Source organism: Pseudoalteromonas sp. 120-MNA-CIBAN-0494 (assembly GCF_040308885.1).
In the GTDB taxonomy this organism is placed as follows: domain Bacteria; phylum Pseudomonadota; class Gammaproteobacteria; order Enterobacterales; family Alteromonadaceae; genus Pseudoalteromonas; species Pseudoalteromonas nigrifaciens.
On the sequence record NZ_JBEOOE010000011.1, the window covers coordinates 45,004 to 64,810 of the forward strand.

A 19,807-nucleotide genomic window follows, 5' to 3' on the forward strand; every position below is an offset into this window, starting at 1 on the left:
ATTGATCTTATGTGTATTTAAAGGCTTATTATGTTTGATTTACCCCAGCTCGATTTAAAAAATAAAGTATCAGCACAAGAATGGCAGCTACGAGTTGATCTAGCCGCCTGTTATAGGTTGGTGGATCATTTTCGTTGGGGCGATTTAATTTACACGCATTTATCAGCGCGGATACCGGGCAGTGATCATTACTTAGTGAATGCCTTTGGTTTAACCTTTGATGAAATCAGCGCTTCTAACTTAGTTAAAGTAGATTTAAGCGGCAATATTATTGACGACACGCCTTTTAATATTAATCCAGCTGGCTTTACTATTCATAGCGCAATTCACGAAGTACGCGACGATGCGCATTGTGTGATTCATTTACACACGAAAGAAACCATAGCTGTTGCTACACAAAAAAATGGCTTATTGCCACTAAGTCAGTATTCCATGTTCTCTTTGCCGTCGCTTTCGTATCATGGTTACGAAGGGTTAGCGGTTAACGATGATGAACGAAAACGCTTACAAGATGATTTAGGCAATACTAACCATATGTTGTTAGTTAACCACGGTGGCTTAACAGTGGGGCCAACGGTGGGCGATGCTTTTATGCGCTTTTATGATTTACAGCGCGCCTGTGAAATACAGCTCGCTATTCAAGCCAGTTCGCAGCAGGCTATTAGCGTCCCGCAGCCTATAATCGACAATATTTATAATCAAGCAAATGTAGTGCACAGTGGTAGTACTGGCGGGCAGTTAGCGTGGCCAGCGATGCTGCGAAAAGCGTACCGACTTGATCCTAGTTTTGCAAAATAACCATTTAAAGGTTAATAAGGAATATTCATGAAAGTAAATCGCGTTGAAGTGTTTGATATTCATTGCCCAGATCGTCCTGCTTGGACTCCAGTATTTGTACGTATTCATACTGATGAAGGCATTAGTGGTGTGGGTGAAGCGGGCCTTGCATATGATTTAGGCCATAGCGCTGCTGCCGCGATGATCAAAGAAATGGCCGATGCATTTTTAATTGGCCACGACCCGTTTCAAACCGAAAAGCTGTGGTCACGTATGTTACGTGAAAGCTTTTGGGGTTTAGGTGGCGGGCCTGTTGTATATGCTGCAATGAGTGCGATTGATACTGCCCTGTGGGATATTAAAGGTAAAGCACTGGGTGTACCTGTGTATCAACTACTTGGTGGTAAGGTTAACGACAAATTACGCACTTATGCATCGCAACTACAGTTTGATTGGGATAGCGAGTTTAAAGCATTAGTGCAGCCGCAAGAATACGCCGAAGCGGCTTTAAAAGCGGTTGCCGAAGGTTACGATGCAGTAAAAGTAGACCCAATTCAGTACGATAAAGACGGTAATACTTACTACGACCGCACTAATATTATTTCCCGGGCTGAAATGAAGTTGTATCGTGCGCGTATGCAAGCTATACGTGAAGCGGTAGGCGATGAAGTTGATATTATTTTTGAATGCCATAGCTTACCAGGGGTGACTTCGGCTATTCAATTGGGTGAAATAGCGAAAGAATTCGATTGCATGTTTTTTGAAGAACCCGTTAACTATTTAAACCATTCATTGCATGCCAAAGTGGCTGATAAAGTGGCCGTGCCAATTGCTGGTGGTGAGCGCTTGTATAACCGCTGGGGTGTACGCCCATACTTAGAAGATCAAAGTATTAATGTATTACAACCCGATATTGGCTTATGTGGTGGTTTTACCGAAACGAAAAAAGTGTGTGACTACGCCGATATTTTTGATGTGCGCATTCAAGCACATGTATGTGGCGGGCCTGTAGCGACTGCAGCTTCACTGCATTTAGAAACAGCCATTCCTAACTTTTTAATTCATGAGCATCATACTTATGCGATTAAAAAATGGAACCGTGAGTTGTGTCTGCAAGATCCTCAACCTAAAAATGGCTTTTTTCAAGTGTCGGAAGAGCCAGGTATTGGTATTGAATTAAATGATGAGATTGTAATGCGCTCGCAGCGTGTAGAAATTAAATAGTTTTAGCATACAGATTAAAAAGCCGCGTAGTGATAGCTCACTACGCGGCTTTTGCTATTTGGGGCTATTGTTATAGCTGATTAATTTTACACTGCACGCCTTTTAACTGCTGCGTTGCTTTGCTATCAAGATGGCGAACAAAGCATTGCTTGCCTTTAATCATTAACTCAAACTGGTCGGGCATATTAAGCTGCTTACCCATAATAGGATTACCCATAGAGTCTTTATGGTTGAGTTTATCGAGCGTCACAGTACTGTTAGTAGTAAATACATCATCGGCTAATTGCACTTGTGAGCTATGCAGCAAGCTGGCAATAGCATTAGCTACTGCTACGCTATTAGGTGTTACTAATAGCGCATGCTGCAGCTTAGGCGTTGGCTCAGCGCTTTGTGCTAAGCAGCCGCTGAGTGCGGTTGTTATAAATGCGATTACTGTAAGTCGGCGTACTTTCATGGTTTACCTCATGTTATCGCGAAGAATAGTATTTTGCTCAAGCAAGGTTTGAATTCGCGTATCTTTTACTTCAGGTGAATCAGTTGTAATAGCTGGCGCAAAACCTTGTTTACTATTTGTGGAGCTTGGCGCAGGGCAACTACCGGTATTACGATAGTTAAGCGCTGTTTTAAGCAGTGCTTCATTGGCATTACCTAATGGCTGAGTAAAGTCATCGGCAAGCGCACAACCATTTAATAATACGGGTTGAAAAGCGTTATCGATAGTGTTTTTTGGCGCAAATCCATCAGCATACTCGCCAAAACCTTTATTATTTATACCGCTAAACTGAATGGTAAAATAGGTGGTTGCGCAGTTATCGGTAGGATAAAAGCCATAAGGCTTGCCACAGGTGCCAGAGCCTATCTGGATTACTTCAATGTCGGCGCCGCGCAAACCATTAATAATGGCTTCGCTTGCTGAACATGTGCTGCTAGTCGTGAGAACAAATACGCGGTTTAGGTTTAATGTTGGCAGTGCGCTGCCGGGCACTGTTGCAGAGTTATCGGCAAACCCCACAAACTGATTAGTAAAAGGCATTGGGCTAAGTGTTTGCCCAGTTACCGGGTTGGTACTTGGGTTTTTATCATTAAAAACAGTACGCTCGAACACTTTTCCTTGAGTGTTCGCGCGACCCGCCACCATATAAGCTACTTGGCTGGCCATTTGTAAAAAGCCGCCGCCGTTATAGCGTACGTCAATCACTAAGTCTTTAATGTTACTCGCCGCAAATTGGTTAAATGCAGTGTAGAGCTGATCTTCGGCAATCGCATTATGGCTATTAAACTGAAAATAACCCACATCGCCACCGGCTAAGTCGGTACGCACATTGACTACCGGTTGCGAAGTAATATTTTGTGAGGTGAGTGTTACGGTACGGTTTTGGTTAGTATTTATATCTTTAAATACAAACTCGGTCGTTTTACCTGTTTGCTCAGGAAATAAACTTGCATTAATAAGAGCAACTTCACTGCTAGAAGTCGTATTTACAAAATCAATGCCATCTACTGCAACAAGTTCAAAGCCACGAGCAAGGTTTTGATTGCTCGCTGGAGTATTTGGCTCGGTATAGCTGATAACGGCTTGGCGTGGCGCGCTGCTAGCAAGTATTTTTATATTAAAGCCATAGCCATAGGTTACCCCCGATTGACTTTGGCGCTGCCACTCATCGGTAGGTAAGTTAAAGTGGAAGTTATCTTTTTAGCGCCCGAATCGGTCAGTTCATTGGTTTTTAAGGTGTTAAAATAAGTGACTACACCGCTTGTAAGCGCTGGATCGGTATCTATTATCTCATCGTACCAAAGGTAGGTTTCGTTACTCCACGAACGCAGCCAGTTTTTTTCATTACTCGCTTGGCATTGTCCTTTAAATTGGCTGGCACTGGCAAATACCCCTGCGCTCCAGCTATTGGCATTGCCATTAGGAGTAAGACCCTCGCTATCGCTGCCGCCGCCACATCCAGATAAAATGCTAAGCAGTGCTAAGGAGGCGAGTGTTGTTGTTTTTTTGTCACGAATTTTAGAGTGCATATAAGAAGCTCTATTTTTAAACGATTAATTTAAATATAGCGGCTTTTATTTAGAGTTGATAGAAGTGTTTAGCGTTTTTGTAGCTTAATTGCTGCCAAAGCGCTTGGTTACTACATAAGTTAAAGTGTGCTTGCCATAAGTCGTTATATTGGGTATTAATTTGGCAAACGGGGAAGTTACTCGCAAACATTATTCTTTGCTCGCCAAAGTGTTGCAAAATAATGTTAAAGCACTGTGCTTGCTGTTCGCTATTGAGCTTAAGTAACTCAAATCCCGAAAACTTAATTACAATGTTATGGTACTTGGCGAGTAATTTAATGCCTTGCTGCCACGCTGGCAAATTGTAGGGTAAACCTGCGTGATTAAGTACAATTAGTAACTGTGGAAACTGTTTAGCGTATTGAGCAATTTGTTTAACTATAATATGGTTTTCAAGCTTAAATTGGGCTTCAAAATGTAATTTTAACTGCTGTAACGTTTCAAAGTTATTGTAGCAATTACTGCTGAGCAAACGTTTGGCGTCATCACCTTGGGTAATGTCTCTAATACCCGCTAAGCTTGGGTGAGTAAGGTTGCTGAGCGCATGGCTAAATAGCTGATTGCTTTGATCAATCTGGGCAAAACTAACGGCTTTGTAAGTAATGCCAGCCAAGTGCTTGGTGAGCCAGTTAAGCTCGTTTATAGGTGCGCTGTTATCAAATCCCGCTTCAATATGCACTAAGCCTGCAAGTTTAAAGTCGCAATCTTGCATTAATTGCGCAGCACTGATCGGCTGCTTTATTTTGTCTAAGTTAGGCCATGGCGGCGGGTTAGCGCCTTGTAACCAAGTATATTGCCCCTCAAGTAGATTAAAAAAATGCACATGGGGGTCAATAATTGCATTACTCATTGCGCTGTATAACCACCGTCAATACTTTGTAAACTACCGGTGATAAAGCTTGCATCATCGCTGACTAAAAAATTCACTAAAGCGGCTACTTCATCAGCTTGGCCTAAACGATTAAGTGGCTGCAATGCCGCCTCTTCGGCTACTGTTTGTGCTTTGTTGGCACCACTGTTTTTACAGTAAGCGTCTATGGCGTTATGAAATAGCGGTGTTTCTATAGTGCCAGGGCACACGGCATTAGCTCTAATGTTAAAGCTCGCGTAATCAAGCGCGGTGGTTTTTGCCATAGAAGCAAGGGCGTGTTTAGTCAGGTTATAAGCAAATGAATTTTGTTTACCTATAATTGCCTGATCTGAGGCTATAAGCACAATAGCGCCGTTGTTTTGGGTTTTCATTATTGGTAATACACTTTGCACTGCCGCATACGCGCCTTTTACATTAAGCGCAAATAGTGCATCGAGAGTTTGCTCGTCGGTACTTTCTATGTTGGCACTTAAATGTTTTCCTGCATTAGAAACAAGTACATCAATGCGCTGCGTTTGCTCAACTATGGCATTAATACAACGACGTACAACAGTGACATCACTTACATCACAATGATGAAACTCACCAAAGTTACTTGGCGTTATATCAAGGTTATGTACTTCATAGCCGCTTGCTAGTAAGCGCTGTACTACCGCTAAACCAATACCTTTGGTGCCGCCGGTAACAATAGCCACTTTTGACATACTTGCTCCTTTATTTGCTATTACTTTTTAATAAAAATAATTAGTGAGAGTGACCACATCCGCCTGCTGCATGCACATGGCCGTGCGATACTTCTTCGCTGGTGGCTTCACGTAACGACACTACTTCAACATCAAACGTTAGCGTTTTACCTGCAAAAGGGTGATTTAAATCACAATCGGCATTAAAACGGCCTACTTTAATAATAGTTACCTGATGGCGACCTTGATCCGAGCTTACCATTGCGGTCATGCCTGGTTTCCATACTTTAACTTTGCTTTGTGTTTGTAAATGCTTTAACGGAATGCGTTGTACTAAGTTATCAACACGTTCGCCGTATGATTCGCTAGGCGCTAATGTAACGCTAAACTTTTCGCCAGCGGCTTTGCCTTCCAACGCATTCTCTAAACCAGGAAGCATGCCTTCGCTGCCATGAATATAAGTAAGAGGCGCTTCGTTAGTGCTGGTTTCTATTTGCTCACCGGCTTCGCTAAGGGTGTAATGAAATTCAACGGCTGAATTTTTACTAATTTGCATGCTTATCTCTTTAAATTTTGACTGTATTAGTTAGAGCGTAATTTTACGCGAAATATGTTTTTTTAGAAACTTAACGTGGCTGATTTAATGTTTTTTGTAGATCTAACAATAAATCTTTTTTAATTGTTGTTACTTGAGGCTTTTCGGCCTGAGGAATAAATAACACTAATTGAATGCCAGGTTTGAGCATGCTCGACGCCGACAGTTTATTCCATTTAGCTAGGTCACTATGCGGCACATTGTAAAGCTGGCTAATGCTCCACAAGGTATCGCCTGGTTGCACTTCATAGTCTATTTCGAGTGTTGCAATTACCACTTCTTGATGCTCAAGGTAGGGGCTAATTTTATAATCAATAGTCAATGATTCCGGAAGTGTTTTGGGCTGGCCAACAAGTAGTTTTTCACCAATGCCAATTAAGTTGTTTTGTTTATTATTAAGTTGTTTTAAGGCACTTAAAGGCATGCTAAAGCGCCTGGCAATACTATAAAGAGTGTCGTTTTGTTTGACTATGTACTCTCCAGCAAAGTTAGTTTTAAAAAACGAGCTATTTAATAGTGCCTGCTGCTCAATTGGCAGTAATAACGTATGCGGACCATTGGGTGAACTTTGGTTTTTTAAATACCCTTGATTAAGTGCATGTAGCTGCTTAGAGCCGACTCCAGAGAGTTTAGCAATGATTGAAAAATCAAATTGTTGGCCTACATTCATATGGGTGGTCAATGCTTTGTAAGCAAGCTTTGGGCGTTTAAAACCTTGTTGCGGATGTTTAACTAAGTAGCTTAGTGCCAGTAATTTAGGTACATAATCGGCGGTTTCTTGAGGTAATTTTAGCGACCAGTAATCAGTGCTTTTACCGTGCTTTTTATTTTGTTTAATCGCGCGTTTAACTCGCCCTTCACCGCTATTATAAGCGGCGAGAGCGTGCAGCCAGTTGCCATCAAAGCGTTTATATAAGTAACTTAAATACGCCAGTGCTGCGTCGGTGGCGGCAAGTACATCTTGGCGGCCGTCATACCATTGATCCGACTTAACCCCAAAATGATGTGCAGTTGCTCCTACCAGTTGCCACACGCCAACGGCTTGCTGCGATGAGTGTGCAGTGGGTCTAAATCCGCTCTCTACAAAAGGCAGCAGTGCTAACTCTATTGGTAGTTGCTGTTGTTCTACCTTTTTTACAATATGGTATAAATACGGAGCAGCTCGTTTGCTCATAACTTGCAGGTAATCGGGTTGCTGCAAATACCAGTTAATACGCTTTTTTAGCGCTTTATGTTGCTCAATAGGAAAATGCAGATTATTAGCGATATGCTGCCATAAGTCAGTTGTTTTGGCTGGTGGCTTTATTATTTTATTTTTTGTGTTTTTAGGCGGCGTTATGTGTAAGTTAGTTTTTGTGCTTTGCGGTGTTTTTAATTCACTAGGGGCGCTGTAACTTGGCTTAAAGTGAGTAAATATTTGCGGTGCTTCTATAGGCTCTGGCTTGGTGGTTTCACAGCCAAATAAAAAAATACCTAAACAAGCTAAAACCAAACTGCGCATAACATTCACTTTTATTAAAATCCTTTTACTATTTTAACACAGTCCGTTGTGTTGAGTTATTTTGCGTTTATCGCGCGTATTAATCCTGCTTGTAAAAATAAATTACTCGACTTGGCATTAAGCGACTCTTGCATGTAGGGTTTAATCGTGGCATCAGGAAATGACAGCATTAACTGCTCTATTGTTTGCCCACTATTATTAGCTACGTGCTCTGTAATGGCGGTTAAAAATTCGTGCGACTGCTGCAGTTGCGACTTATTAGTTAGTTCACCATGACCAGGAATTATAGTTTTTAGCACAGAGTCATTAATATATTGTTGTAGCAGTGCGCGCCAGCTGCTTAGCTCGCCGTGGCCAGGGTACGGAAGCCAGTCAACAATATCTCCACCAATCAAAGTGCTGCCACTGTTAGCCGTAATGGTTAAATCGCCATTGGTATGCGCTTGGTAGGCATTTAAAGTAATCTCAAAATTGCCTAAGTCTAGTGTTTTATTGGTGCTTATGCTTATTTCAGGTGCATTGAGTTGATATTTTTGCCAGCGGAATAGGCGCTGTTTTGCGCGTTCTAACTTTGTACGCCACTGCGCTTGCTCATTTTCGGGGAGTGTTGCTAAGCGTTGATAGCTAAGCTCAATGCTTTTTTCGAATCCCTCTAGCTTATCGCTAAATGCTTGCTGATAAAGGGCAAAGTCAGTTTTTACTTGCTGATGGGTAATTAATTGCGCATCGGGATAAAAATGCTGCATTACAGCCATCCCCAGTAAATGGTCGTCATGAAAATGAGTGGCAACTAAGTAACACAAAGGTGTTGTTAAGTGCTTTTTTAAATCGCTAGCAAGCTGTTCTACCGCAGCAAAGTTGCCGCTGGTATCGACTAACAGTGCGCATTTACTACCTTCAATTAATACTTGGTTTGAGTCGTAAAAACGTAGCTTATGCTGTTGTTTTAAAAATTGAATATTGGGGCTTATTTTCTCCCACGTAACATCGGCGTTAGCATTGGCTGTGAAATAAAAAGAGTTAAGCAGTAGTAGGTACTTACTTAATTTAAATAAACGCAGGGCTGACTTCATATAGCGCTCTCTATTATGGTTTAAAAACTGCGTAATAAATAAAAGCGCTCTAGGCGCTTTTATTTATTATGTTTAGAGTCATTTGATAAGTGCTGACTCAACTTATCAATGAGTTGATCTTGGTGTTGCAGATCAACGGCTTTTATAGTCTTTGCTTCTAGCAATTCGTGGCTTAAATTTAAGGCTGCCATAAGTAGGGCATTTTGCTCATTTTTAACAGTAGAGCGTTGTTTCATTTGCTCAACCAAATCATTGAGATTTTTAGCTGCCGCTTTAAGTGCCTCTTCTTGCCCAGGTGGGCAAGCAAATTGCTGCTCTTTACCAAGCAATTCAACAGTGACTCGCTGGTTTTGCAGCTCAGACATTAGCTAGCCTGTTGTGCGCTTTGTAACTTATCAAGCAGGCCAGATAAAGTAGTGCTGGCATCTTTTTGCTTTTCTTCGTTTTCAAGGGCTTCTAATTGTAAAAGCTCGTTGTCGTCAGCGAGTTTACTATTTTGTTCTTTTAAATTAGAAACATCAGCTTGTAATTGATTATTACGCTGAATTAATTGGTCGATCAGTTGTTCGAGTTGTTGAAGAGTGTTGTTATTCATAAAGGCGCTCATATAACTGTAATTAAGGTAATGCAAATGTAAAGCAAAGTTTGTTTATTTACCAGCATTTACGCTGGTTTTAGCTGATTTTTATTCTCTGTTAAGGGATAATTCAGTGTATTGGCTTTTTCATTCAGAAATGGTTCATTTTAATGGCCGCTTATCAGGGGATAGGTTGTCAAAGTACAGTGCTTATGGTTCACTGTTTTTATTAAATAGCGTATGGCGAAAATAAATAATGCTTAGTTACAGACACTCATTTCATGCCGGAAACCCTGCCGATGTACTTAAACATTTAGTGTTAGCACAAGTGTTAGGTTACCAAACTTTAAAAGATAAGCCACTGGATTATATAGACACTCATTCGGGTGCGGGCTTTTTTGAATTAGCAGCGGCCGATGCTCAAAAAACACAAGAGTATCAAGACGGCATTGAAAAACTGTGGCAACACACTAGTAAACACTCAGTTTTAAATGACTACATTGCACTGATCAAATCGTTTAACCAAACAGCCGATTTAGAGTTTTATCCGGGTTCGCCAAAAATTGCGGAACACTTTTTACGCCGCCAAGATAAAGGCTGGTTTTTTGAGCTGCACCCACGTGATTTGTTATTACTAGAGGAGAACATGCAAGGGAAGCGTTCGATTCGAGTACGTGGCGAAAATGGTTTTGCTGGTTTGGTTGGTTTATTGCCCCCAGCATCGCGTAGAGCTTGCGTGTTAATAGACCCACCTTATGAAGTCAAAGACGATTACGACACCGTTATTACTACGTTGATGCAAGCGTATCAGCGCTTTGCTACAGGCACATACATGATTTGGTATCCTGTTGTTGACCGCAGCCGCATTGACAACATGGAGCAAGACCTAATTGACTCTGGCATGCGTAATATTCAATTATTTGAGCTAGCTACTAAAGCTGATACCGACGTGCATGGCATGACTGCTTCGGGGATGATAGTAATTAATCCACCGTGGAAATTAAAACAGGTTATGGATGAGGTGTTGCCAGAGCTGGTGAGTTTATTGAGTGAATCAAGTGGTTTTTATCGCAGCGAGCAGTTAGTCGCAGAGTAACCCACATAGCAAAATGCCCAGTTAAACTGGGCATTTTAATTATTACTGCAGTTATTTTAGTTAAAGTAAACGGCTTTAAAGGTAGCTAGTTGCTCACCTTTTTCATCTTTTAAGCTCAACGATTCGCCATTAACTTGCCACTGCGCAGCTTTACTTAGCATGCTAGACATTGCAGCCTCTTGATCCATGTTTTCATGACACATTTTTTGCGTTGCCGCTATGTGATCAAAAGTCACCGTTTGCTCATTAACTTCATAACCACCGTTAAAGTTATTGCAGCCTAAAAACCCATGCACTTTGCCATCATTACTAAATTGAATGAAAGGTTCTTTTGTTGTAACCGTAACATTATCGCCAGCTAAAGTGATTGCTTTCCAATATGTATTTGCTAAATCAACATCTGGTTTTTGATCTACTTTTGTAACCACAATTTTGTACGGGCTGGTTTGTGCATCTGCTGCGAATGGGTTGTTATTGCTTGTGCTGGTGTAGAGTAGCTCACCATTATTTTCAATACGTGCACTAACGCTGTAGCTAAGTGCTTTATTAATTTTGTTAGTGTCGTAGGCAAGCTCTACTGTATAAGGAGGACCACCATTTAAATCAATAACCTGCTGGCTAATAACGGTTGCTTTAATATCCATTTTAGATACATCGGCAAGTGTTACTGTTAGCTGTGAATTAGGCGCCAACATGCTGCGATCAAGGTAACTAACTTCAGTTGTTAGCGTTGCTGTTGACTCTGCCTGTGTTGCCTGTGCAGTGTTCTTAGCATCATCACATCCAGATAATACCAATGCGCCACTGGCTAAGAAGCTGATCCCTGCTACCGATTTTAAAATTGAACTTGGCTTACGTTTAAACATCGTTGTTCCTTTAATACTAAATTAGATGATTTTAAATGATGATAGTGCTTAGTTACTTAATCAAGGCTTAATTGAGGAGTAAAAGTTTGGCTTAGTGATTGTTACAACGCGTAAAAAAGGGCGCTTATGCGCCCTAAATAAATATTTTTACTTTTTAACAAACTTGGTCAGAATTACAATACGTTGACCATCAACACGCCCTTCTATATGTTCAGGATTGCTGGTTAAGCCAATATTACGTACCGCAGTACCGCGCTTAGCGGTTAGGCTGCTGCCTTTTACATCTAAATCTTTAATTAGCGTTACGGTATCACCGGCTTTAAGTACTACGCCATTGCTATCAAGATGTTTTAAGTCGTCATCTTCAGCAAGTACTTGTTGAGCCCATGTTAGGGCATCTTCTTCTAGATAAATCATGTCTAGGGCGTCTTGTGCCCAGCCATTGTCGGCAGCTAAGCGGCTCAACATACGATAAGCCACTACCTGAACTGCAGGAGTTTGGCTCCACATGCTGTCGTTTAAACAATGCCAATGGGTAGGGGTTAGCTCAGCGGTGTCTTCAATTTGATCTTTACATACTTGGCAAGTGTAAATGCATTTATCTGAGTGGGCTTCTTTAACTGGCGGAACTTCGTACACAGATAAAGTATCTGTTGCTGCACATAATTCACATTGGTTATTACTACGTTCTACTAAGGCTTGTTCAATGCTCATATAGGAGGCTCTTATGCTGTTTTTACAAAAATATTATGTGGTTATTATACCTCCATCTGGGCTCTTTGTGTACATTTGCACTAAGGATTAGCGCATATCCATATAAAAAGTATGGTTATATCTTGTTTGTAACTGCAAATTACAATAATTAAATACAGCAAACTCGGTTTAGCATTGAGCAAGACGCAGCGTTTAAGTTTGCGTATGATAAGCGCATGATGGTTTATTTTTTTGATATGTTATGCGCTTACTTCTCCCTATAGTTAGTATTTTAATTGCTTTAGCTTTATTGGTTCCCGGTGTTACCCAGCCTGTATTATCCCTAGAGGGGAAAATAGATAAGTCTAAATTAGCGCAAACAGGTATTGAGATGATTGCCGATGAAGGCGACCGCAACACTCGAAACATGCTGATGATGGCATCAAGCATGTTTGGGTTAGATAAGCTTGAAGGTGAGATAAGTGCTTATCAAAAAACACGCAGCATTTGGGGAACGGTTAACGAACTGGCTCATAATAAAAATTATTTAGTAGCGGTGTTGGTGGCTTTTTTCTCAATTGTAATACCGACTATTAAGTTACTAATGCAATTAGTCTTTTGCTTATTGCCAGCGAGTAAGTTTAAGCAAAATCTGGGAGTAACTATTTGCGCTTTGAGTAAGTGGAGTATGGTAGATGTGTTTGTTATTGCACTTATTGTTACTTACCTTGCAGGCAATGCCGAGGGTGAAACCGGTGGGCTAATTAAAATGCACGCCGAACTGGGGAATGGCTTTTGGTATTTTACCGGTTATTGCTTATTTGCCATTGCCGCGAGTAGTTTTATTAAAACCGATGCAAAAAATATATAAAGATTTGTATTAACTATTCAGTTATCATAAACTTCGCTAGAACCTAGAACCTAGAACCTAGAACCTAGAACCTAGAACCTAGAACCTAGAACCTAGAACCTAGAACCTAGAACCTCAATAAGGCAACTTTTTGCAACGCATTTACTCTAGTTTACTGATCATCGCTATGTTACTCACGCTTGTGGGTCAGGCTGTTGCGTCTGTTGCTATGCTATGTGAAATGCCGCACATGAGCCAAACACAGCATGCTGCAACTAATGTTGCAACTGAAAAAGTACATCAGCAAATGTCAGTCAGTATGATGAATATGGACTGTTGCGATGATGCAGCAACCGAACAAGAATGTAATTGCCCAATTAATGCTTGTTCAGCGTATTCAATGTTGAGTGTTGATGGTTTATTTAGCACCCCACTGATTATTTCTGAAAAAATACAGCTCTATCCCTCACAAAACCAACACCATTTAGTCAGCTCGCTATACCGCCCCCCTATGTCTGCTTAATTGCAGGATAGGTGTACCTAAAATTAGGTCAAGTCGTTTAATTCACCTTTTCTGCCTCTAAATTAATCTTTTAATTTTAGTGGAGTAAGTGATGAATCACTTTGCAGTATTTAAAGTCAGTTTTTTAGCGCTAATGCTAGGAACTGCAATCTCAGCACACAGCAATGAACTTAGCCTAGATGAGGCGCTTTCGTATGCGCTAAACCATGAGCCTTGGCTAAAGGCAAGCCAGTACCAACAAGCCTCAGAGCAAGCACAAAGTATAGCCGCAGGTAGTTTGCCTGATCCGGTATTAACTTTGGGTTTAATGGGCGTGCCAACCGATGGTTTTGCTTTAGATCAAGAAGGTATGACGCAGCTAAGTATTGGTGTAAGCCAAATGTTTAGTCGTGGCGACAGCCTAGCATTAAAACAGCAAGCCTTAGCACAATCTGCGCAGCAACATCCTTGGTTGCGAGCCGATCGCCTTGCACAAGTAAAAACAATTGTTATTGAATCATGGCTTAATGCGTACAGAGCTCAGCGCAGCATTGCGCTTATCGAACAAGATAAAGCCTTATTTTCGCAACTGATTGATATAACCGAATCAAGTTATGCCAGCTCGCTAGGCAAAACTCGTCAGCAAGATATTATTCGCGCTCAGTTAGAGCTCACTCGCCTAGAAGATAAATTAGTAATGCTAGCGCAGCAACTTGAAAGTGCTAAAAAACGGCTGTCGCAATGGTTGCCAATGAGCATGCTAACTCAACCAGTAAGTACTAAAAACACAGCTATTGAGCCGTTAATTAGTTTTACCACGCTGGAATTTGAGGCGCTAATGTCGTTACTTATGGCGCATCCCGCGATTGTTGCTATTGATCAAACAGTAACAGCTAAGCAAACAGAAATAGCGCTCGCAAAGCAAAGTTATAAGCCGCAGTTTGGAGTAAATATGGGCTATAGCCATCGAGGTGATACGCCTATGGGAGACTCACGAGCCGATTTACTCTCTGTTGGGGTAAGTATTGATTTGCCGTTATTTACTAGTAACCGCCAAGATCAGCAAGTTAACGCTGCAATAGCGACAGCTGAAGCAGTTAAAACTCAAAAGTTAATAGCGCTACAAAAGTTAAAAGGGATGTATTTCAAAGAGTTTAGCCAATTAATGCAGCTACAAAAACGCGATACGCTTTATCAAACTAAGTTATTACCGCAAATGGCAGAGCAAGCCCAAGCCACACTCAATGCATACACGCGGGACGACGGTGATTTTTCAGAAGTTATGCGTGCTCGTATTAGTGAGCTTAATGCCAAAATTGACGGCTTAAATATTCAAATAGACCAACAAATTATTATTGCTCGTCTAAATTATTATGCCAGTAGCCAAGACGCTGCTGTGATGCTTGAGCAATTAGGAGAGCAAAATCGTGAATACTAATTTAAAACTATTAATAGCTGCTGTAGTGGGTGGTGGAGTAACGGCATTAGTGTTATCGCTTATGCCCGCGAGCAATACTGATATTAAAGCAAGCACAGAAAAACAACCACTGTACTGGGTAGCACCCATGGATAGTAATTATCGACGTGATGAACCCGGGCTTTCGCCAATGGGCATGGATTTAGTGCCTGTTTACGATGAAGCACCAGGCAGTAGTAGCAATTTAGATGGCCCAGGTGCTGTGACTATTTCGCCAGCGGTGGTTAATAATCTCGGGGTAAGAATCGCCAAAGTACAGTACAAAGCGTTACAAAATGAAGTTAAAACGGTTGGCTATGTGCAATATAATCAAGATCAACTTATTCATATTCACCCTCGTGTAGAGGGTTGGTTAGAAACGCTTTATATCAAAGCAGCCGGTGACAGTGTTGAGCAAGGTGAGCCACTTTATACCTTGTACTCACCGCAATTAGTGAATGCCCAAGAAGAGTTTCTATTAGCGCTCAATCGTAACAACCAGGTGCTTATTCGCGCAGCTAAAGCACGCTTAAAGTCACTTAATATATCGGATGATTTTGTAGAGCGGCTGCAAAAAAGTAAACAAGTAATGCAAAACATTACCTTTTATGCCATTCAAAGTGGCGTAGTTGAAGAGCTAAATGTGCGCGAAGGTTTTTATGTTAACCCCGGCACCACTATGATGAGTATTGGTAAGCTTGATGAGGTATGGGTTGAAGCGCAAGTGTTTGAGCGCCAAGCTGAGCTAATTAAGATTGGCCAGCCAGTAAGCATGACGCTTGATTATTTAAGTGGTCAAAGCTGGCAGGGTAAAGTGGATTATATTTACCCAACACTCGATGCTAAAAACCGGACCTTACGAGTGCGCCTGCGCTTTAATAACGAAGGCCATAAACTTAAGCCTAATATGTTTGCCCAAGTAAATATTCATACTCAAGCCAATAAAGCGCAATTAGTAGTCCCTAAAGAAGCGGTGATCCGCACCGGTAACCAAAACCGTGTAGTGGTTGCCTTGGGCGAGGGGCGCTTTAAATCTGTGGCTGTAGAAATGGGCAGAAGTGACAGTAAAAACACCGCAATATTATCAGGAATAATGGCAGATGATGACGTGGTGGTTTCGGCGCAATTTTTATTAGATTCAGAATCAAGTAAAAGCTCAGACTTTAAACGCATGCAAGCCCCTCAAGCTGTTAGCTCTGTATGGAGCGAGGGCATTGTTAATAGCATTATGGCGGAACATCGTATGGTTAATATTAGCCATGAGCCGATAGCTGAACTTGATTGGCCTAGTATGACAATGGACTTTACGGTTGCTGATGATGTTGACTTTACTGCTTTTGAAAATGGCCAAACATTACATTTTGAGCTGACTAAGCAAGCTGATGGCAGTTATGTATTAACGGCTATTCATATAATGAAAAGCACAGTAACAAATAGCGAAAAAAATACAGCAACTGTTTTGGGCACAATTAACAGTATTGATAAAGCACAGCGCATAGCAAATATTAGCCGTGGTGCAATAGAAAAATGGGGACGCGAACCTGCAAGGCTCGATTTTACCTTTGCAGATGATATAGATTTAACCGCACTTGCAGCGCAGCAACAAATAAACTTTACCTTTAGTTTGCAGCAAGGGGAGTTTGTGATTAGCCACATAAATGGTGAGCACTCTACAAGCGCATCAGGTAATCACACTATGCAATTGCATAACGCGCATTAGGAGGCAATATGATAGCTGCAATTATACGTTGGTCCGTTCTTAATCGCTTTTTTGTGTTGTTACTGACCGTTATTTTAATTGGCGGGGGCTTATTTGCTGTTAAAAATACCCCAGTTGATGCCTTGCCCGACTTATCAGATGTGCAAGTAATTATTAAAACCTCGTATCCGGGGCAAGCGCCGCAAGTAGTGCAAGATCAGGTTACTTTTCCACTTACCACTGCAATGTTATCGGTGCCAGGAGCGCAAACAGTAAGGGGCTTTTCATTTTTTGGAGACTCTTACGTATATGTAATATTTGATGAAAAAACCGATTTGTACTGGGCACGTAGCCGAGTACAAGAATATTTAAGCCAAGTAGCCAGCCGCTTGCCAGCTACAGCCAGTGCAGAGCTTGGCCCCGATGCCACCGGTGTTGGTTGGGTATACTTATATGCATTAGTAGATAAAACTAATCAGCACGATATTAGCCAATTACGCAGCTTACAAGATTGGTTTTTAAAATTTGAATTGCAAACCGTACCTGGCGTATCTGAGGTTGCCTCAGTAGGGGGCATGGTTAAACAGTACCAAGTGACGGTTGACCCCGATAAGTTACGAGCTTATGGCATTCCACTGAGCTTAATTCAAACTGCCATTGCCCAAGGTAATCAAGAAATGGGCGCATCGGTAGTCGAAATGGCCGAGGCTGAATACATGGTTACTAGCACCGGCTATATTAAAAGTGTCGCCGATTTAGAAGCCATTCCTTTAGGTGTTAATACTAATGCCACACCACTGCAATTGCGTGATGTGGCCGATATTCGTTTAGGGCCGCAAATGCGCCGTGGTATTGTAGAGCTTAATGGTGAAGGCGAAGTGGCTGGTGGCGTAGTGGTAATGCGCTACGGTGAAAACGCGCAAAAAACCATTGAGCTGGTAAAAGCAAAGCTCGAATCATTAAAAAATGGCCTGCCCGAAGGGGTTGAAATTGTACCGGTTTATGACAGGTCAAATTTGATTAATAATGCGGTTGATAACTTAACCAATAAACTACTCGAAGAGCTGGTTGTGGTTGCTTTGGTTTGCATTGTATTTTTGTTTCATGTGCGCTCATCTTTAGTAGCGATTATTACTCTACCACTGGGTATTTTAACAGCATTTTTAATTATGTACTGGCAAGGTATTAATGCCAATATTATGTCGCTTGGCGGTATTGCCATTGCAATTGGCGCCATGACCGATGGCGCCATAGTGATGATTGAAAATATGCACAAACATATGGAAAAAACCCCACTAACCGATGAAAACCGCTGGCAAGTGGTGATCGATTCGGCCAGTGAAGTCGGCCCCGCATTATTTTTTAGCTTAATGATAATTACGGTAAGTTTTATGCCGGTATTTATTTTAGAGGCGCAAGAAGGGCGCATGTTTGCCCCGCTGGCGTACACTAAAACTTATGCTATGGCCGCCTCTGCTGGGCTTGCAATTACTTTAGTACCGGTGCTTATGGGTTACTTTATTCGCGGCAAAGTAATTTCAGAGCAAAAAAATCCGGTTAACCGTATGCTGGTAAATGCTTATAAACCATTACTAAATGCAGTACTTAAGTTTCCTAAAGCAACCTTGGTATTAGCTATGCTGGTTGCAGTGATTGGCTTTTATCCTGTAAATAAAATAGGGAGCGAATTTATTCCACCCCTTGATGAGGGCGATTTAATGTATATGCCAACTACTTATCCAGGCATTTCGATTGGTAAAGCGCGGGAGCTGTTACAGCAAACCGATAAATTAATTGCCACTGTGCCAGAGGTACAAACTGTATTTGGTAAAGTAGGGCGAGCAGAAACCGCCACAGATCCAGCGCCGCTTACCATGATAGAAACCTTTATTCAGCTCAAGCCTAAAGATCAATGGCGCGAAGGTATGACCCTAGATAAACTCAAAAAAGAGCTAGATAGTTTAGTGAAGTTTCCTGGGGTAACTAACGCATGGGTTATGCCAATAAAAACCCGTATTGATATGTTAGCAACCGGCATTAAAACCCCGGTGGGGATTAAAGTTGCTGGCCCTAAATTGAGTGAAATTCAAAAAATAGGTCAACAAATTGAAAGCATTTTAAAAGATGTACCGGGTACGGCATCCGTTTATTCTGAGCGAGTTGCTGGTGGGCGTTATATTAAGGTAGATATAAACCGTGAAAAAGCGGCGCGCTATAGTTTAAATATTGCCGATATACAGCAAGTTGTAGCTACTGCTATTGGCGGCACAAATGTCACCCAAACCGTAGAAGGGCAAGAGCGCTATCCGGTAAATTTACGATACCCGCAAGGTTACCGCGATTCACCTGAGGAGCTAATGTTACTTCCTATTGTAACTCCAGCCGGGCAGCGTATAGCTTTAGCCGATGTTGCTAAGGTATTTATTGAAGATGGCCCAGCCGGAATAAAAAGTGAAAATGCCCGCTTAAATGGTTGGAGCTTTATTGATATAGAAAATATTGATATTGGTACATATGTAGAAAACGCCCAGCAAATTTTGCATGAGCAATTGATACTACCAGCAGGATATTCAATTACCTGGGCTGGGCAATATGAATATATGCAGCGTGCTAAAGATAAGCTTGCTTACGTATTACCACTAACGTTAGCCATTATTGTAGTGCTGCTGTATCTGAACTTTAGAAGCTTTGCGGAGGTATTGATTATTATCGTTACTTTACCGTTGGCGATGATTGGCGGAATATGGCTAATGTACCTAGAAGGCTTTAACTTTTCGGTGGCTGTTGGGGTGGGCTTTATTGCACTTGCAGGGGTGGCCGTAGAAATTGGGGTGATCATGCTGGTGTATTTAAATCAGGCCTACCAAGAAAAAATTACCCAAGCACAACAAACTGGTGTGCCGCTTAATTATGAGCAGCTTAAGCAAGCAATAACAGAGGGCGCAGGGCTAAGAGTACGCCCCGTAATGATGACAGTAGCTACTATAGTGATAGGTTTATTACCGGTACTTTATGGCACTGGCACGGGCAGTGAAATAATGAGCCGCATAGCAGCGCCTATGGTAGGGGGTATGTTTAGTGCGGTTGTTTTAACCTTATTAGTAATACCGGCAACGTATTTATTGTGGCGCAAACGCGACCTATAATATTTACATTGGTTATGTAACTTATACTGAAAAACAGTATTAAGTTACATAGCCTGCAACTTTGCTATTGATATTGCTCACTTTTTTATATGGCACGATTTACGCATTACTATGTTTACTCAGCTTAAGTAAGGAAT

General features: G+C 41.5%; 18 protein-coding genes and 1 pseudogene. 8 read left to right on the forward strand and 11 right to left on the reverse strand.

All coding sequences use genetic code 11. The annotated features are described in order from the left end of the window. The first annotated feature begins 30 nt into the window (after positions 1–30). Both AAEY55_RS09165 and AAEY55_RS09170 read left to right on the forward strand, forming a co-directional pair. Positions 31–798 carry a class II aldolase/adducin family protein gene (locus AAEY55_RS09165; protein ID WP_011326999.1) on the forward strand — a complete coding sequence of 256 codons (768 nt, stop codon included), beginning with the start codon at positions 31–33 and terminating at the stop codon, positions 796–798. Positions 799–825: 27 nt separating this feature from the next. Further along, complete coding sequence (locus AAEY55_RS09170) at positions 826–2,001, forward strand: mandelate racemase/muconate lactonizing enzyme family protein (RefSeq protein ID WP_011327000.1); 1,176 nt, start codon at positions 826–828, stop codon at positions 1,999–2,001. A 70-nt stretch (positions 2,002–2,071) separates the two neighbouring features. Here AAEY55_RS09170 and AAEY55_RS09175 read toward each other — a convergent pair whose 3' ends face one another. The 9 genes and pseudogenes from AAEY55_RS09175 to AAEY55_RS09215 all read right to left on the reverse strand — a co-directional run bounded on the left by AAEY55_RS09175 (position 2,072) and on the right by AAEY55_RS09215 (position 9,380). Continuing rightward, on the reverse strand, positions 2,072–2,455 hold the full coding sequence (locus AAEY55_RS09175; protein ID WP_350550939.1) for a hypothetical protein: 384 nt from the start codon (positions 2,453–2,455) through the stop codon (positions 2,072–2,074). A 3-nt stretch (positions 2,456–2,458) separates the two neighbouring features. After that, positions 2,459–4,023, reverse strand: a pseudogene (locus AAEY55_RS09180) (S41 family peptidase). A 49-nt stretch (positions 4,024–4,072) separates the two neighbouring features. Beyond that, the gene (locus tag AAEY55_RS09185; protein WP_058372408.1) at positions 4,073–4,912 is read right to left on the reverse strand and encodes an amidohydrolase; all 840 of its coding nucleotides are present in this window, start codon (positions 4,910–4,912) and stop codon (positions 4,073–4,075) included. Next, the gene (locus AAEY55_RS09190; protein ID WP_058372409.1) at positions 4,909–5,637 is read right to left on the reverse strand and encodes an SDR family NAD(P)-dependent oxidoreductase; all 729 of its coding nucleotides are present in this window, start codon (positions 5,635–5,637) and stop codon (positions 4,909–4,911) included. The genes AAEY55_RS09185 and AAEY55_RS09190 overlap by 4 nt, the downstream gene beginning before the upstream one ends. Before the next feature lie 40 nt (positions 5,638–5,677). Next, the gene (locus AAEY55_RS09195; RefSeq protein ID WP_350550942.1) at positions 5,678–6,172 is read right to left on the reverse strand and encodes a peptidylprolyl isomerase; all 495 of its coding nucleotides are present in this window, start codon (positions 6,170–6,172) and stop codon (positions 5,678–5,680) included. 70 nt (positions 6,173–6,242) lie between these two features. After that, on the reverse strand, positions 6,243–7,712 hold the full coding sequence (locus AAEY55_RS09200) for a transglycosylase SLT domain-containing protein (protein WP_350550945.1): 1,470 nt from the start codon (positions 7,710–7,712) through the stop codon (positions 6,243–6,245). Between the two features lie 56 nt (positions 7,713–7,768). After that, positions 7,769–8,785 (reverse strand): MBL fold metallo-hydrolase, encoded by a 1,017-nt coding sequence (locus tag AAEY55_RS09205; protein ID WP_350550948.1) that lies wholly within the window; start codon positions 8,783–8,785, stop codon positions 7,769–7,771. Between the two features lie 59 nt (positions 8,786–8,844). Next, the gene (locus tag AAEY55_RS09210; protein ID WP_011327008.1) at positions 8,845–9,150 is read right to left on the reverse strand and encodes a cell division protein ZapA; all 306 of its coding nucleotides are present in this window, start codon (positions 9,148–9,150) and stop codon (positions 8,845–8,847) included. Beyond that, positions 9,150–9,380 (reverse strand): cell division protein ZapB, encoded by a 231-nt coding sequence (locus AAEY55_RS09215; protein ID WP_011327009.1) that lies wholly within the window; start codon positions 9,378–9,380, stop codon positions 9,150–9,152. Before AAEY55_RS09215 ends, AAEY55_RS09210 begins: the two co-directional genes overlap by 1 nt. Before the next feature lie 238 nt (positions 9,381–9,618). On the opposite strand from AAEY55_RS09215, the gene AAEY55_RS09220 reads away from it, so the two are divergent. Further along, complete coding sequence (locus AAEY55_RS09220) at positions 9,619–10,458, forward strand: 23S rRNA (adenine(2030)-N(6))-methyltransferase RlmJ (protein ID WP_338411658.1); 840 nt, start codon at positions 9,619–9,621, stop codon at positions 10,456–10,458. 56 nt (positions 10,459–10,514) lie between these two features. Here the strand turns inward: AAEY55_RS09220 and AAEY55_RS09225 are convergent, their stop codons facing one another. Together AAEY55_RS09225 and AAEY55_RS09230 are read right to left on the reverse strand one after the other, a co-directional pair. Then, entirely contained in the window at positions 10,515–11,324 is an 810-nt protein-coding gene (locus AAEY55_RS09225) for an META domain-containing protein (protein WP_011327012.1), read from the reverse strand. A gap of 147 nt (positions 11,325–11,471) precedes the next feature. After that, complete coding sequence (locus AAEY55_RS09230; RefSeq protein ID WP_086994814.1) at positions 11,472–12,038, reverse strand: alkylphosphonate utilization protein; 567 nt, start codon at positions 12,036–12,038, stop codon at positions 11,472–11,474. A gap of 241 nt (positions 12,039–12,279) precedes the next feature. On the opposite strand from AAEY55_RS09230, the gene AAEY55_RS09235 reads away from it, so the two are divergent. The 5 genes from AAEY55_RS09235 to AAEY55_RS09255 all read left to right on the forward strand — a co-directional run bounded on the left by AAEY55_RS09235 (position 12,280) and on the right by AAEY55_RS09255 (position 19,670). Continuing rightward, complete coding sequence (locus tag AAEY55_RS09235) at positions 12,280–12,888, forward strand: paraquat-inducible protein A (protein WP_341255265.1); 609 nt, start codon at positions 12,280–12,282, stop codon at positions 12,886–12,888. Between the two features lie 130 nt (positions 12,889–13,018). After that, positions 13,019–13,390 carry a hypothetical protein gene (locus AAEY55_RS09240; RefSeq protein ID WP_011327015.1) on the forward strand — a complete coding sequence of 124 codons (372 nt, stop codon included), beginning with the start codon at positions 13,019–13,021 and terminating at the stop codon, positions 13,388–13,390. A gap of 91 nt (positions 13,391–13,481) precedes the next feature. Continuing rightward, the gene (locus AAEY55_RS09245) at positions 13,482–14,807 is read left to right on the forward strand and encodes a TolC family protein (RefSeq protein WP_011327016.1); all 1,326 of its coding nucleotides are present in this window, start codon (positions 13,482–13,484) and stop codon (positions 14,805–14,807) included. Further along, on the forward strand, positions 14,797–16,545 hold the full coding sequence (locus tag AAEY55_RS09250; protein ID WP_182677007.1) for an efflux RND transporter periplasmic adaptor subunit: 1,749 nt from the start codon (positions 14,797–14,799) through the stop codon (positions 16,543–16,545). Before AAEY55_RS09245 ends, AAEY55_RS09250 begins: the two co-directional genes overlap by 11 nt. Positions 16,546–16,553: 8 nt before the next feature. After that, complete coding sequence (locus AAEY55_RS09255) at positions 16,554–19,670, forward strand: efflux RND transporter permease subunit (protein ID WP_350550953.1); 3,117 nt, start codon at positions 16,554–16,556, stop codon at positions 19,668–19,670. Positions 19,671–19,807: the final 137 nt, after the last annotated feature.